The sequence below is a fragment of the Photobacterium aquimaris genome (assembly GCF_002954455.1).
GTDB lineage: Bacteria > Pseudomonadota > Gammaproteobacteria > Enterobacterales > Vibrionaceae > Photobacterium > Photobacterium aquimaris.
On sequence record NZ_MSCC01000002.1, the window covers coordinates 174,916 to 191,406 of the forward strand.

A 16,491-nucleotide genomic window follows, 5' to 3' on the forward strand; every position below is an offset into this window, starting at 1 on the left:
TAAGTCGTAAGTTATCTTTCCAATTATTACTTACGACTTTATTTGTTTTACGCCTCATCTATAGCTAAAAACGTATTTATTCTCTCGTATACTTGCTGACAATAAGTCGGTACTACATTTTCTAAATTTAAAAAAGCATGCACCATATTCGGCACATGATAATGCTGAGCACTGACGCCTTGCTGGCATAATTTCTGATAATAATAGCGACCATCATCACGTAAGGGACAAAACTCGGTCGTGATCACTAATGTTGCCGGAAAATGTTCACTAATCGCTAGCCATAATGGCGAGGCATTATATCTATCATCTTTAGCTGCAAAATATTGTTCAAAATACCACTCAATTTTATCTGTCTGCAGAAAATAATTGCGGCCATTAATCACTGTTGAGGGTAAAGATAAGGTGTAATCAAGGCTTGGATAAATAAGTACTTGTTTATGAATCGATATTGCATTGTCTTGTTGAGCCAATGCACACAATGTAGCTGCAAGTGCCCCCCCTGCAGAATCGCCACCAATAGAAACTTGTGGTGAATAATTAACCCCCATTCGATCCAATTGAGGCAATAACTGCTGCAAACACAAATAACCATCATTCACAGCTGCAGGATAAGGATGTTCAGGCGCTAAACGGTAATCAATGGCAACCACAATATGCTGGGTGGCTAGTGCCAATTTACGACAAATAGGATCATAAACAGCAATACTACCTGCAACATGGCCGCCACCATGCAAATACATCAAAATAGGTAACGGCTGCTGAGGTTGTGGGTGATAAACCCTAATCGGTACATGTTCAATAGCAGCATCGTTAACCATTGGTATATAAGGGATATCAGTAACCAATGACTGGGTAATAGTGGCTAATCCTTGCCGTGCGCGTGTTGCACTCAATGGAGCACCTGTTGCATTTAATGCTGCCAATTGCAGATTAAATTCATCGAGCCACACTGCTAATGCATCATCTATTTTACGTTTCAATTGCCAGATCTCCTTTCACAACGTTATTTATTGAGTCATGACATGAAAAACAACAATATCATCAGTAATATACCGATATCTAAATTATAATCTATTGGTGTTAGTTGATACTATTAGAGCAAAAAAAAGATGATAAGTGGGGAAACTTATCATCTTAGTAACATATTCTGTTATTCAATATTGGCTGATACGACAGATTAATTCGCGATAATCTTCACACTATTACGAGTGACTAAAGTAGGCTCTAGTTGAATTGTTTGAGTATCACTGGCTGGATTATCTAACCGTTTAAGTAAGGTTTCCACTGCAGCCTGTCCTAAGCGATACTTTGGTTGATGGATGGTGGTCAATGTCGGTGACATAAATTTTGCTATATGGATGTCATCATAACCAATCACGGATAAATCATTAGGAATATTAACCCCACATTCATTAGCCGCATTGATAACCCCCATTGCCATCATGTCATTAGCCACAAAAATTGCACTCGGTAAACGGCCATGCTGATACATTTCCATAAAGGCAGTATAGCCACCTTCACATTCAAAATCAGATTCGACAATCCAGCTTGAATTAAAACTTAATTTCGCTTCATTCATCGCCCGTTTATAGCCCTCATAACGCATTTGCGCTTGGTAACGAATCAAAGGCCCGGTAATACAACCAATATCAGTATGGCCAGCAGCTATCAAATATTGAGTCGCCATATAGCCACCCCGCAGCGAGTTATCTTGAATCTTGTCGCTAGTAAATAGCATTGAGCCCCAATCCATCACCACAACGGGAATATCAGGGTAATGCTCAAACACATCGATCTGCTCACCTTCTAATGACGAACACATCAAAATTAAGCCATCAACACGCTTTTGCAATAGGGTATTAATTGATTCTCGCATCCGTTGGTGATCACCTTCGGTATTACACAAAATAAGGCTATACCCCTGTTGATAACAGCTACGCTCAACACCTTTTACTACTTCACCAAAAAAAGGGTTGGTTGATGTTGTCACTAACATGCCCAAGGTTTTGGTGCGATTAACTTTAAAACTACGCGCCAATACAGATGGTCCGCTGTAATGAAGCTCTTTAGCGGCATTATTAACCCGTGCTGATATTTCATCACTTACAAAGCGGGTGTTGTTAATAACATGGCTGACAGTGGATGTAGAAACTCCAGCTAATTTTGCGATATCTTTCATCGTTGCCATGTTATTTTTCCTTTGTTGAGTACTTACTTACACTATGATTGCTGAGCCAGAAAATCATCAACCTCATCACGAGTTGGAATCGAGGTTTGCGCACCAAAACGAGTAACCGAAATAGCAGCGGCAGCATGAGCAAATTTAATTGCTGATTCTAAAGGTAAACCTTCTAACAAACCAGTCACGAATGCGCCATTAAAGGTATCACCTGCGGCAGTTGTATCCGTCGCCTCAACACGAAATCCCGCAATAATATCACCATTACCATTCTGGCTTAGCCACACGCCTTTCGCGCCAAGGGTGATCATCACGGTTTTAATGCCTTTTGCATGCAAAACATTAGCCGCGCGTTGAGCACTATCAGCATCTGTCACCGTGATCCCTGTTAACACTTCGGCTTCGGTTTCATTTGGCGTGATAATATCCACACACGCTAATAAATCATCAGATAAAGCGCGCGCTGGCGCTGGATTTAGAATCACGGCAGTATTAGCAGCCTTCGCCACTTGAGCGGCTTTTTCAATCCCACATAACGGGGTTTCTAATTGCATCAATAAATACTCAGCTTGACGAATACGCTCTAAATCAGGCTCAATTGCAGTCGCTGTTAGCTTAGCGTTCGCTTCTGCAGACAGGCAGATACTGTTTTCACCACTGTCTGATACTTGAATCATTGCAATGCCAGTTGGACAGTTTGGTTGCATTTTCACAGCTGTGATATCAATACCGTCGATTTTGAAATTTTCACGAATATTAATCCCAAACGAGTCATCTCCTACACAAGCAATAAAGCCAATATCGGCATGTAAACGTGCCGCAGCCACCGCTTGATTTGCTCCTTTTCCGCCAGGGATAACTTGATAGTTACGCCCATGAAGCGTCTCACCCGGACGTGGAAAAGAAGGGACTTGCAGAACATGGTCAGCGTTAACACTACCTAATACCACTAACTTATTCATAGGATTTTCCTTGGCTCTTCGTGAGCTTTTCTAATACAAGATAACAAAAATAGATGCTTTTGATTTTTTATAATCAGCAATCAGTTATACAACCGGACAAATACCAGTACGCACAGTAAAACAACGTTCTTCATGTGGTTGAAGATACAGCAAGCTGCCACACTCTTTAGCCGCTAAAAAGCCTTCAGGTCGACAAGTTGCTGGTAATGCAAATGCCGCGACTTGTTGATCGCCATTACATAATAACCACCGCGTAGCACAATTAAATTCATGGGTATCAAACTCAGTCTGCATAAATTTATCGTCACTGAGTTGCATTCTAAACACGGCTCGATCAGCATAACCTGCAATATCATCCATGAAATACACTATCTCTGGATCATGCATGTCAGGCTTATCTAACATTGAAATAGGTGCTGATGTTTTTAAACTGTCGTTATATGCCAGCCATTGCGATGTCGGTTGTACGTGTGCAGGCACTGTTTCACGTAACATTAATGCTGCATCAGGTATGTTTTGTGTCATCACGGCGTTTTCAACATAGGTCGCATTGATATGACACATATACTGCAACGGCATATTTACACTAGCAAGGTTTTTCACCACCATTTGAATATCAAATACACTGGCGTCTTTATTCAACTTTACTGAAGGTGTTGCTAAGTAATGATCACCAAACCCCATTACATATTCATAACTGCCTTTGATAACAACACTATCATCATTAATTTCTAACCACGCACTATCCATAGTGGCACAAGGCATTTCACCATGTAGTGCATGATCATCTTGTGGGGATGGGCAGCCCATGCGGATCATGCCAGCGTGAAAAGCAAAGCAACCATAAGTTTCGACAATTGTTTTGGCGAATTTAGGTTCAGAGAACATATTTTTCATACACAAGTCAGTATTTAAAAACTGTGCATCCCAAATCATCTGTCCCATAAAAGGCAGTATTACTAAATGACCTTTGGCATTTTTAATTTCAACGGCATGTACGCCTGAGTTATACAGGAAGCTATGAATTTCAAAATGTTCAGATTGAGCGATCAACGTTCTTTGCTTGGTAAAGTTTTCTTTAGATAACGGTAAGGTAAACATCTTTTATTCCTCACAAAATTGACCACCCATCATTGAGTGGTCACAGTTGAACATTACGCCTTAGCAGCCACAAAATTGAATCGTTGCTTGTATTGCTTTTCATTCATGAAGTAAACGAATACCACCGCGAAACACAGCGCACTAACAATGAATGAAGACTGAAGGCCAATATTATCGGCCAGTAAACCTTGAATCACCGGAATAGCCGCACCACCAATAATAGACATCACCACAAAACCACCTGCAGTCTCTGTGTAACGGGTATCAACAGACTGTAGCGTTGAAGCAAAAATCGTTGCCCAGCAAGGTGCAAATAACGCAGATGTTCCTACAGCAACCCAAACAGCACTGAAGTTAGGCACAAAAGTTACATACATCAAGCAAGCAAAACCGACGGCTGAGTAGCCCATTAATACATTTTCTTGTGAGGTTTTGGTAAATAAGTAGTTCGCGAGTAGCTTACCTAAGAAGTACATGATGAAGGCATACAATAAGTAATTAGCCGCATCATGCTCAACCATATTATGATCTAACTCTAACGCTAGACGAATCGTAAATGACCATACCGCTACTTGCATACCAACATAAGCAAACTGGGTTACAATACCTTTAAAGAAACGCTTATTACCCATTAAATAAGCCAGTGTTTCACCAAACGAAGGCTGATTATCTTTACTGTCTGTCGCCGCTTTACAATTAGGGTATTCAGTCACTGCAATTAAAACCGCAATCGTTGCTATTACACCCACTAACCACTTATAAGGTTCTAATGTTTGTTGTAATACTTGCTCTTTAAAAGCGGCAAGTTCAGGGCCCGTCAAGGTCGCCATCATATGACCAACATCAACACCTTCTTGGAAAATAAGATGTTTACCAAGTAACAAACCAATGATGTAGCCCATCGCGTTAATGGTATGAGAAATGTTTAATCGTAGTGTCGAACGCTCAGGCTCACCAATCATCGCAGAATAAGTATTACATGAGGTTTCAAGGAACGACAATCCAATCGCAATACAAAAAATTGCCGCTAGGAACATGGTATAGGTGCCAGCATGGGATGCTGGAAAGAACATTAAACAACCTAAAATATATAACGCTAAACCGAGTAGTATTGCCAATTTATAAGAGGATTTTTTAACAACCATCGATGCAGGGATGGCGACTAAAAAATAAGCACCATAAAATGCCGATTGTACCAACGCTGAAGCAAAATTAGACAGTTCAAAAATGGATTTAAATTGGGTAATCAATACATCATTAAGCGCTGCAGCCGCAGACCAAAGGGCAAACACTGACGATAATAATAAAAATTGGAATATTGGCGTTTTATTTAAAAAACCATCCGCCTGTTGAATTGTATTATTCTTAATAAACATAATATATCTTCCATAAAATCACCACGCCACCTAGCGTAGGCGATATTTGTTTATATTTAGGTAGACCTTATCTATATAGAGCAACACTCGATATAGACTAACGAACCAGATGTTCGATTTATGCCTTAAAACACCACACCTGTTTGGAAAATAATATTGGCATACGGCGTATATTCACCGGTTCTTACCACTGCACGGCTTTGCGCAGTACGTTGTTTAAATTCTTCATGGGATAAATAACCAATTTGAATTGATTTACCCGTTGTTAAACACTCTTGATCAAGCACAGCGAGTAATGCTTGGTGGTGCTTAGGGCTGACTTTTGCAAATTCAGTTGCCATCAACACTGCTTCAATTTGTGATTCAGATAAAATAACTTTCACGGTATCGAGAAAACTCGGTACACCATGGGTTAATGCCAGATCGATACGTTGTACATGTTGAGGTATTGGCAAGCCTGCATCACAAATAGTGATTTCATCGGTATGTCCTAGCGTTGCCACAAGGTACGAAAGTTCTGCATTAATTAGAGTGCTTTTCTTCATTTAATTGACCTTCTCGTTACACGTTATATGACTCATTTATCTGTCTTGGAATTGATGTTTATAATTGACAGGAAACGCTATCGAAACGTTTCGATGTGAATAATAAACCGCTGTAAAAAATTCACCATAGTGAAATATATAAGCTGTGAGAATGATCGCTTTCAAGCCTAAAAACAGGCTTAAAAAAGTTATTTTGCTCACATTTTTACCAGCGAAACGTTTCGATACCGAGATGGAAAAATAAAATAGAAAAAAGCAAAAAAACCATATTTGATTAAAATATGGCTTTAAAAATCATTAAAATTTTGTGAGTTTATACTCGTCGATAAGGAAGGTATACCGGTTCCCACATATGCTCAGCTAATACTTGTTTCAGATCTTTATTCCGCAAATAGCTACACGCATCCGTCGCTTGCATTTGGGTTAAAATAGTATGCGCAACATAGATCGAAACAGTCTTCAAATCACTGATTCTAGGATAAATACAACCCATCGCTATATCTTCATCACTGACACACTCAGCAAGTGCATAAGAAGCGGTTGTAAACATATCTTGAGTGATTTTTTCCGTTTGCGACACAATCGATGCCAATCCAACCCCTGGGAAAATAAACACATTATTACCCTGTCCAATACGGTATTGATGACCATTGTACTCAACATCAGAGAATGGACTACCTGTTGCCACAATTGCTTGACCATCACTCCAATGATAAATCGCTTCAGGAATGGCTTCACAATTAGCGGTGGGATTTGATAACGGGAAGATAATTGGCCTTGGTGTATATTCCATCATCTTTTGAATATGTTCGCTTGTGAACGAGCCACCAATACCACTCGCCCCCAGTAATACCGTCACTGGATGATTATTGATTAACTCTGTTAAGCTTATTTTTCCTAATTCAGCAGCATGCCAATCTGCTGAAATTGAACGGGGTTTAGCATAGCGACGTTTATAATCTTCTAAGCCATCACGATCATCAAACACTACCCCTTGAGAATCAAGAATGAAAATTTTTGCCCGTGCCGAATGATGAGTACATCCTTCTTTAAGTAACCCTGCATAGATTTGATCAGCAACACCGACTCCACCAGCGCCAGCACCATAAATAACATAGGTTTGATCAACTAAGCGCTCTTGCTTGATCTTACATGCTCCTAAGATACCCGCTAATACAACCGAGCCCGTACCTTGAATATCATCATTAAACGACGGCAAACTGTCTTCGTAATCACTCAGATTATTAAACGCATTGGCTTTACTGAAATCTTCCCATTGCAAGACTGCTTTTGGAAAATGACGTTTGACTTGTTTTACAAAAGCTTTAATAAAGCGCTTATAAGCATCGCCACGTAGTCGTTTACGTGAAATGCCTAAATACATCGGATCATCGAGTAACTCTTGGTTATCAGTCCCGACATCTAACGCAATTGGTAAACAATGGGCGGGGTGGATTCCAGCACCTAACGTATAGAGTGATAACTTACCAATCGGAATACCCATCCCGCCAACACCTTGATCGCCAATACCTAAAATACCTTGGCTATCAGTTACAACAATAATTTTGATGTCTTTGCCCATAAAATGACGCGACATCTCACCCATGGCATTAATGTTTTCTTCTGTAATATATAATCCACGGGCTTTTTGATAGCGATGGCTAAATTCTTGACATGCTTTACCGACAGTTGGGGTATAAATAATCGGCGTCATTTCTTCTACATGACGCGATAACAGCGCATAAAAGAGGGTTTCATTACGATCTTGCAATGAACGTAAGAACAGGTATTTTTCAATATCTGTTGATGCACTACGAAAGCCGTCATAAACTCGGTTAAGCTGATCATCAAATGTTTGTACTCGTGGCGGTAATAACCCTGTTAGTTGAAAAGCTTCGCGCTCTTCTTGAGTAAACGCCGTACTTTTATTTAAAGTGCGATCATTGAGTAACTCGGTGCCGGTTAACGACACTGGACGAAACACTTTCCCTTGCGCATCTTTCCATCTGAGGTACTTACCGATAGTCATATTCAGTCTCCGTGTATAACAACAATAACCGGTATACTTTATTATCACTAACAACGATTAACATTGTTGTTCATCATGACAAAGCCACCATGTGAACTAGAGTGTATACCTAACCGCAGCACAAAAATGTGAACAGTCGCATTGTTAATTATATCTGGTTAAAAAAACACCACCGACTTATTAACTATAGAAAATAACAAATAACCGTTTATGAAAAAACACGTAACAATTATAAGTTTTCCCGTCTAATTGCCACTTTATCGCAGCAAAATGGCGCGATTTTAAGATTATCTCGCGCTTGTAGATCGGCATCACTATAAAGCTGGTATTTTAAACGCTGAAAAAAACCATTTTTATAGTTCACACCAGTAGCTGTAATAATGGTTAATATTTGTTGAAATTCAATGTATCTAAAATCATATTGAACTCGCAATGTATGCGCCGTTTTGATTGTAGCAGGCATAATATATTGATTAGCATTTAGTGTGATGAGCATCGATGCTAGCGCTGTTGTCGAACCATCAATACTGCAACGACGCTGATGAGGCTCAATTTTTACTATCGGTTTCATTACTGCACCTTATTTATTGCCAATAAGAAGCAATTAATAACACCACGAAAATTCCACCAATTAACTTTAATAATAACCCTAAACTTGCGCCACCTTTAGGGGCTTTATTACAGCAACTCATATTTGGCTCTCTTTATCAGCATATCAATAAAGTATTATCATAAAGCTTACACAAAGGGGAAGGTCAAGAAAACGTGTGAGTTACATCGCCATTATGTAACTCACACCTACCATAACGTTAAGGGGCTGATTATTGATTATCTGTCGATTTGGCAGCTGCTTCAGTGTTTGATTGTGGTTCATCTTTGACTGCATGTTGAAAACCACGCAGTGCATAGCCAAGATCACTACCTAATGTTCGAAGTTTTTTAGTACCAAATAATAAAACAAAAATAACGGCAACAATAAGTAGCTTACCGATGCTAATTTCACCCATTTTTAATTAATCTCTTGTTGTTCATTTTTAGACAAATAACGCTCTTTAGCAGCTGCAATGATAAATACAGCAGCAAAAAAAACCCCAATAAACCATTTCGCTTCCAGAAATTCAGGAAAATAGTGGGTAATTGATAATTCAATTAAAAGAAGCACTGAAAAGATCTGTAAACCGACAATGGTTAATTGTAACCAGGTTGCTTTTTTATAAAGGCTACGCGTTAGCATCCATATGAAAAATATAACAGCGAGACCAAGTTTTACTTCAATAAACATATTTATACCTTCAATGAGTCCAACTCAATTGATGGTATAAATTTTAATCTAATGTTTATGTAAAGATTATCATGATAGATATAAATTTTTTATAAACGACATTCATTTATATCGTTACGATTTAATCGTCACTAATTAACCGATATCCCACCCCATTTTCAGTAATAATATACTGTGGCTGGGCAGGAGAACGTTCTATTTTATGTCGCAGTTGTGCAATATGAATCCGTACATAGTGAGCATGCTCGGTATAATTCCCGCCCCAAACTTCTTTTAATATCTGTTTATGGGTCAATACCTTACCCATATTTTTAGCTAATAAAGTGAAGATCCTGTATTCTTTTGGGGTTAACTTAATTACTTCACCTGCATTGGTGACAGTTTGCATTGCTAAGTCTAATACGACATCTCCAAACTGATGCTGGCTGATCTCAACTGAGTTCATGGTAACATTAAGCCGTAATGCCACTCGTATTCTTGCTAACAACTCCCCACTACCAAAAGGCTTTGTTAAATAATCATTTGCGCCAGCATCAAGCGCAAGCACTTTATCCGCTTCTTTATCACGAGCAGAGATAACAATAATCGGTGTTTCAGTCCATGAACGTAGCTCTTTAGTAAAATCAAGACCATCGGCATCAGGTAATCCTAGATCTAATAATATTAAATGTGGGCTCCATGTGATAATTTGTTTAAGACCTTCTTGTGCAGTCTCAACAGTTTTAACCTGATAGCCATGTCCCGTGGTTAAAATATCAAGAAAGCGACGGATAGGTGCTTCATCTTCAATAATTAAAATCTTACTATCATTATTCATAAATATCCGTTAGCTCGTACTTTTCACAAGGAATTTTCACTACAAATACACTACCACCGCTAGCACGTGATATCACACTTATCTCACCATTATGTGCAGCAACAATTAATTGACAAATAGCTAAACCTAACCCCGTTCCTTTTACTTTCACTTGCTCTGAACGATAGAAACGCTCAAAAATACGCAGTCGTTCTTCTGGCGCAACCCCGCAGCCACGATCTGCAATTTCAATAATAAAATGACCGCGTCGATAATTAGTTTGAATATCAATCACACTACCAACTGGACTATATTTAGCTGCATTTTCAATAAGATTAGCAATAATTTGTTCAATTAGAGTGTAATCTAATGACACTAATATGGTGTCACCACATAACTGAATCGGGTGCGATCTTATGACTTGTTCAACCCGTTTAATCGCACTACCAATCACCTCTTCAGGTTCAACCCAATCACAGTTAGGAACCAAAGTTTTAATGCTATAACGACTGATATCAAGCAGCTTAGTTAAACTACGATTTAAACTGTAACCTTCTTCGGCAATCGACTGTAATAATTCTTGTTGCGTTTGTTGTGGCAAACGAAGACTAGTATCACTCAGTGTAGTCGCAGAGCCTATGATCGATCCTAATGGTGTTTTTAAATCATGCGATACCGCTGCTAATAATGTATTGCGCATTTGCTCCAATTGATTGGCTTCTTTGGCTGCTGTTAACGCTGTATTTGCTTCAGATCTTGCTAACGATAAGCTAATTAGCGTACTCAAAATAGGATTAAATACCCGCTCTGATAATGCATCAATCAGCAATACCCCAAACATACCAGACTGCCCATATAATGGATGTAAGCTCAACGATGGCGAGAGATATTCAATATGTTGTTGCTGTCGTCTCCTGAAACGTTCAATTAACGGTTGATAAGTCGCTTTAGACAGCTTCTGATGCGTCGCAAGGCAATGTAGCTGGGGAGAAAACAGCCATATTTGGGCTCGCATTTGAAAATATTGCTCAAGATGGACAAGTGAAGCTTCGGCAATAGCATGACTTTCATTGAGCGCCGCGAGGATGGAGGCTAAATCATAATTACTATTTAACTCTGCTCGTAAAATTTGATTTTCTTCAATTTTTCGCTGTTGTGATTGGGTTAATTTGACTGCAAACACACCACTAAATGCCATCACTGAAAAAGTAATGATATGTTGATAATTCTGAAACCGAAACGAATTATGCTCAGGTAAAACAAAGAAATGAAAAGCGACAATACTTGCAGCGGTGATCACATACGCAACCCGTTTGCGTAACAACACACCACTAACAATATTCAGCAGTAACAGCAGCATTGCAGTATCTGTTTCAATGATAATATCCCGAAAGGCAACTCCGAGGTATGTCACTAATACATATAACAATAATAAAATACTGGTTTTGGTTACATCAAACCACGATAACGGGTTATTCATTTCTCATTTCTACTATTACAATTCGGCATCATTAAACTAACACCAACACTCACATTATTAATTACAATAACGGCTGTTAGTAAAATTAAACGGTTATATTTCCACATGGACCCCAATCTCAATCAATCTATCTTGCGGCACATGCAGTCGTTCAGATGTTCGCAGCGCATTACGGCTTAGTAAAATAAATAACCGCGCTTTTACATCATGCCACCAAGAACTTGGTTTGACTTTTATTCGCTCTGATGACATAAAAAACAATGTATCCGTTGGATGTAGCACAAAGCCATTACTTCGCGAAACCGTATAAATTTGTTCAATATCCGGTGACTCTTGATAACCAACATAAACGATCATTTGCCAGAAGGTTGCAGATAATTGAGTCACCTCCATGCGCTTTAATGGATGCACCCGTGGTTGGTTAGGGTATTTAAACGTTAACAGTACATTTCGCTGATGCAAAATTTCATTGTATTTAAGATTATTGATTAATGATGAAGGTACTTGTGCTTCATTTCGTGAAAAATATACGGCTGTACCTGATGCTCGCGTCCATTGTTTTTGCTCAAGTTCACTTACCATCGCTTCAGCAGACAAAGGTTGTTTAAGCTGTAACCCTAATCGTTGCCGCTCTAAATACCACACGACCATCAATATAAACACCATCGCACCTATGGTTAGTGGTAACCAACCACCATCCATAAATTTCAATGATGTTGCAGTAAATAACAAAGCATCATAAGTGAGCATTAATAGCCCATATTGTAATGTCATTAATCGTGACCAACGCCATAAATGACGCGCTACCACTAGCGTAAATATCGATGAAATCAACATCGTTGCGGTGACCGCAATACCATATGCAGCGGCTAAACGCTCAGAGCTACCAAATGTCAGCACTACCGTAATAACTAAAATGAACAGCAGTAAATTAGCCAATGGCACGTAAATCTGCCCCTGGGCTTGATGCGAGGTATGATAAATCCTCATCGGTGGTAAGTAACCTAAATTAACCGCTTGGCGTGTCAGCGAATAAATACCTGAAATCACGGCTTGAGAAGCAATAACCGTCGCAAACGTCGCTAATATAATTAACGGCAAACGTAATATCGTCGGTGCCAGCAAAAAGAATGGATTGGTTGCAGTATTCGCATTTGCCAATACTAACGCCCCTTGACCAAAATAGTTCAGCACTAAGCATGGCATCACAATAAAAAACCATGCCAGACGAATCGATTTAATACCAAAGTGACCCATATCAGCATAGAGCGCTTCAACACCAGTCACAGCGAGTACCACCACTCCAAGAGTAAATAGGGTTTCTATTCCATGATTAACAATAAACTCGATGCCATAGAGCGGATTTAACGCCAATAACACCCGAGGGTTAGCAATAATACTAATCAGCCCCAATACACCGATACAACTGAACCACAGTAGCATTACGGGAGCAAATAAGCGTCCAATACTGCCTGAGCCATATTTTTGAATACCAAATAGTACACAGATAATTGTGATTGCAATGGGAATAATCATCGGTTGTAAATTGTGATTAATTACAGTGATGCCCTCAACTGCAGATAGCACTGACATTGCCGGCGTGATAATAGCTTCACCAAAGAAAAAACCAGCAGCTAACATACCTAAAAATATAATGATTTTTTTACTACGTTTAGGAGCGGCACCATGTGCTAACGCTGTTAACGTCAGCACACCACCTTCACCACGTTTAGATGCACGAGTAACAACGGCCAAATATTTGATCGAAACGGTAATAACAAAAGTCCAAAAAACAAGCGACAACACACCAAAAACATTAGCAGGATCAATCGCCAATGCATGTGAGCCGCTAAACATCGCTTTAAAGGCATATAATGGGCTAGTGCCAATATCACCATATACAATCCCAACAGATAAGCACGTTAGTACTAATAGTGACTGTTTTTGATTTTGCATAACTTGTTACATATGTGTTTGCTCTTAACCACTGCAACACATAAGGCCTTCTTCATTCAACGAGGTGGGCAGATTAACAAGGGTAATATAAAGTTAGGGTATATTTTCCAGCATCAAATATAAAAAATGTGTAAAGATTGGTTACCATTTAACCATCACGAAGTAACTATCAGCTATCGATAAAAACTAAAAAAGCACCAATCAGTAACTGACTGGTGCTTAATAATTCAAAGGCTAATACCGTATTTACAAATTCTCGATATTTTTTCCTGATGTTTCAAAGCGGTACTTATGTGTTACCCATGCGCCCAACAGTGACGTCATAACTAAACACAATAAAAGTGAGAACACACCTATTTCATGTAGCAAAATAGGGAATAAAAAAGCTGTTAAAATAGCACCAAACTTAGCAACAGATGCTGCAAAACCCGCACCTTTAGCTCGAATTTTTACTGGAAACACTTCACCAGATATCAAATATGTTTGTGCATTCGGACCAAGGTTATTCATAAAGTTAAATAACATAAAGCCTAAAAACAGCAGGTACATCTGATAATCACCATGCATTTTTACTGAAATAGCCGCACACAATAAGCCAACAGCGCAACCAATAAAGCCATAAATTTGCAGCTTCATACGGCCAATTGATTCAGAAAAAATAATTGCACAAATAACACCAACAATAAGTAAGCAGTCAATAACTGCAGTACCTTTGGCTAAATAAATCGTATTAGCAATCGTATTCTGAAGTGCATCTCCGCCTGTTGCCTGATGAGGATCAAGTACCGATGCCAAAATAACCGGTGTAAAAATACCAATACCATAAGTACCAAGATCTTGAATAAACCAAGGCACTGATGCCAAAATAGTTTTAGCACGATATTTTTCTTTAAATAACCGCTTATAACCATGTAACCATGACGATAATTCAACATCATCACACGGCGTTTCTTCAATTGGCATCGACGATTGTTGCGACCGATGTAATAACCGCTTCAATGATTTTTCCGCATCCGCTTTACGATTTTTAGACAATAGCCAATGCGCACTTTCAGGAATAAAGAAACGTGCAATCGTAATCGCTAATGATGGAATCAAAGCAATAATATACATTATTCGCCATGCATTGATGTCGTTAACATACGTCAATACAAAAATACCGGTTAAAATACCCAGTAAAACACCAATAGACTGAAATGCAAACGCCCCCAAAACCAGCTTACCGCGGTTCTTAGACGGAATACTTTCAGATATCATTAAATGCGCCGTAGGGTAATCACACCCTAAAGCTAAGCCAATGCCAAAGTTAAACACTAAAATACTCAAATAGGTTTGGCTAGTTGCCATGCCTATCAAGCAGATAGAGAGTAAAGCCATCTCAATAATGAACATTTTCTTACGTCCATAAAGATCAGATAGCCCACCCAGAGCACTTGCTCCAATTAAAATACCAAACAGAATCGAGGAACTAATTATACCTTTCTGTAGCTCTGTTAAATGAAATTGTAGGGTCAATAATGGTAGGGTTAACCCCATCATAAAAACAATCATACCCTCAAAAAACTTTCCAAATGTTGCTAACAACCAAATTCGCCATTGCACACGTGTCATTGACATTGAATATTTATTAGCAACTGGATTACTTATTGATATCTCATCAATATAACTCTGGATCGTATTTTGCGGTTGAATCTCTATTTTTTGATTCATGTTAAAATCAACAATGCTTATTGTCTTAATTCAGACGAATATCAGTATTAAAGTTGGCAATATATAAACATATATCACAACCAAAGATGAAATTTATTTTCTGAATGTAATTAACCGTCACTAAGCACTGTAGGTTATGATACCTATAAATAACATTCAAAACAAAAAACACCAGTCTAAAATAAAAATTAAAAAACAATAGGTTACAAAAAAAATCCAATAAAAAACACAGTGCAGATAAATATGCTTTTTTATGTTTTTTGATATTTAAAGATCAAAAATAAAATATAAATTACTATTTATTATAGGTCCATTAATCAATAATCAACCAATATTAGTTATTTTTCAATGAAAATTAATCCAGTTAGAGAGTGACCTCTGATTTTGAACGCTGAAAAAAAGACCATCCAGCACAATAATCTTCCAATTTATTGTTAATAAAAAATATAATTTGCTTTGATAATAGTAATAAAATATCAACCTAGCCGTTACTAATTGAATCGCATGACTAATTTTATCAAAAACTCCATGCTCTACGACTAAAATGCCTCGCAATAATTAATAGCCTCGACAGCAAAAAAGCATATTTCCTTTCATCAAATTACTAACAATGGTTAGTTAAATGACCAATTAGCACCAATAGACGTACCAAAGTTATGCTGAGAGTCATAAGATGATGTTAAACCAACAGTCGTACTCTGATTGACTCTAAACTTAGCACCAATCGCCGTTGCTGCTTGTTCGCCATATGCACCAATACCGATACCAATATTATATTTATAACCATTTAATGGCGCTGCTATTTAAGTCATTGCCATCGCAGAAGCAGTTCCTGCATCTGCACGCTTTCTAACTTGATAAATATCTTTTTTTAAATGATTAAATTTATTGTCAACATAATTTTTATTATTTGTATCAATATTATCAATACGATCAGAGTTATGTTGGATATTAGTTCGGTTAGTATTAATACCATCAGTGTTTTTATTACTATTATTTTTGTTCGTCGTCGCCAATTGCTTAGTTTTCGTTATCTCTGAGGGATTGTTTGAACATGCACCCTATTTGAATG

The 16,491-nt window shown here is 38.3% G+C and carries 16 protein-coding genes; all 16 read right to left on the minus strand.

The features are described from left to right. Positions 1 to 47 precede the first annotated feature (47 nt). Positions 48 to 983 (minus strand): alpha/beta hydrolase, encoded by a 936-nt coding sequence (locus tag BTN98_RS11840; protein WP_060996784.1) that lies wholly within the window; start codon positions 981 to 983, stop codon positions 48 to 50. A gap of 197 nt (positions 984 to 1,180) precedes the next feature. Next, positions 1,181 to 2,191, minus strand: coding sequence for a substrate-binding domain-containing protein (locus BTN98_RS11845; RefSeq protein ID WP_060996785.1), 1,011 nt, complete (start codon positions 2,189 to 2,191; stop codon positions 1,181 to 1,183). Between the two features lie 32 nt (positions 2,192 to 2,223). Then, positions 2,224 to 3,144, minus strand: coding sequence for a ribokinase (rbsK, locus tag BTN98_RS11850; RefSeq protein ID WP_060996786.1), 921 nt, complete (start codon positions 3,142 to 3,144; stop codon positions 2,224 to 2,226). Between the two features lie 84 nt (positions 3,145 to 3,228). Further along, positions 3,229 to 4,245 (minus strand): aldose 1-epimerase family protein, encoded by a 1,017-nt coding sequence (locus BTN98_RS11855; RefSeq protein ID WP_060996787.1) that lies wholly within the window; start codon positions 4,243 to 4,245, stop codon positions 3,229 to 3,231. Positions 4,246 to 4,298: 53 nt separating this feature from the next. Beyond that, a complete protein-coding gene (gene fucP / locus BTN98_RS11860; RefSeq protein ID WP_060996788.1) occupies positions 4,299 to 5,621 on the minus strand; it encodes an L-fucose:H+ symporter permease in 1,323 nt (440 codons plus the stop codon). Positions 5,622 to 5,746: 125 nt separating this feature from the next. Further along, the gene (rbsD, locus tag BTN98_RS11865; protein ID WP_060996789.1) at positions 5,747 to 6,166 is read right to left on the minus strand and encodes a D-ribose pyranase; all 420 of its coding nucleotides are present in this window, start codon (positions 6,164 to 6,166) and stop codon (positions 5,747 to 5,749) included. A gap of 313 nt (positions 6,167 to 6,479) precedes the next feature. Then, positions 6,480 to 8,195 carry an NAD-dependent malic enzyme gene (locus tag BTN98_RS11870; RefSeq protein ID WP_060996790.1) on the minus strand — a complete coding sequence of 572 codons (1,716 nt, stop codon included), beginning with the start codon at positions 8,193 to 8,195 and terminating at the stop codon, positions 6,480 to 6,482. Between the two features lie 229 nt (positions 8,196 to 8,424). Further along, positions 8,425 to 8,766 (minus strand): hypothetical protein, encoded by a 342-nt coding sequence (locus BTN98_RS11875; protein ID WP_060996791.1) that lies wholly within the window; start codon positions 8,764 to 8,766, stop codon positions 8,425 to 8,427. Positions 8,767 to 9,016: 250 nt separating this feature from the next. Beyond that, entirely contained in the window at positions 9,017 to 9,202 is a 186-nt protein-coding gene (tatA, locus tag BTN98_RS11880; RefSeq protein ID WP_060996792.1) for a twin-arginine translocase TatA/TatE family subunit, read from the minus strand. Positions 9,203 to 9,204: 2 nt separating this feature from the next. After that, the gene (locus BTN98_RS11885) at positions 9,205 to 9,477 is read right to left on the minus strand and encodes a hypothetical protein (protein WP_060996793.1); all 273 of its coding nucleotides are present in this window, start codon (positions 9,475 to 9,477) and stop codon (positions 9,205 to 9,207) included. Positions 9,478 to 9,598: 121 nt separating this feature from the next. Further along, positions 9,599 to 10,294 carry a response regulator gene (locus BTN98_RS11890; RefSeq protein WP_060996794.1) on the minus strand — a complete coding sequence of 232 codons (696 nt, stop codon included), beginning with the start codon at positions 10,292 to 10,294 and terminating at the stop codon, positions 9,599 to 9,601. Beyond that, a complete protein-coding gene (locus tag BTN98_RS11895) occupies positions 10,287 to 11,753 on the minus strand; it encodes a sensor histidine kinase (RefSeq protein WP_060996795.1) in 1,467 nt (488 codons plus the stop codon). Before BTN98_RS11895 ends, BTN98_RS11890 begins: the two co-directional genes overlap by 8 nt. A gap of 93 nt (positions 11,754 to 11,846) precedes the next feature. Then, the gene (locus tag BTN98_RS11900; RefSeq protein ID WP_060996796.1) at positions 11,847 to 13,709 is read right to left on the minus strand and encodes a potassium transporter Kup; all 1,863 of its coding nucleotides are present in this window, start codon (positions 13,707 to 13,709) and stop codon (positions 11,847 to 11,849) included. A 246-nt stretch (positions 13,710 to 13,955) separates the two neighbouring features. Beyond that, positions 13,956 to 15,419, minus strand: a complete 1,464-nt coding sequence (locus BTN98_RS11905) for an MFS transporter (protein ID WP_060996797.1) — start codon at positions 15,417 to 15,419, stop codon at positions 13,956 to 13,958. A 614-nt stretch (positions 15,420 to 16,033) separates the two neighbouring features. Next, positions 16,034 to 16,222 (minus strand): YadA-like family protein, encoded by a 189-nt coding sequence (locus BTN98_RS20840; RefSeq protein ID WP_082732097.1) that lies wholly within the window; start codon positions 16,220 to 16,222, stop codon positions 16,034 to 16,036. Further along, on the minus strand, positions 16,223 to 16,435 hold the full coding sequence (locus BTN98_RS11915) for a hypothetical protein (RefSeq protein ID WP_060996798.1): 213 nt from the start codon (positions 16,433 to 16,435) through the stop codon (positions 16,223 to 16,225). Between the last annotated feature and the right edge of the window lie 56 nt (positions 16,436 to 16,491).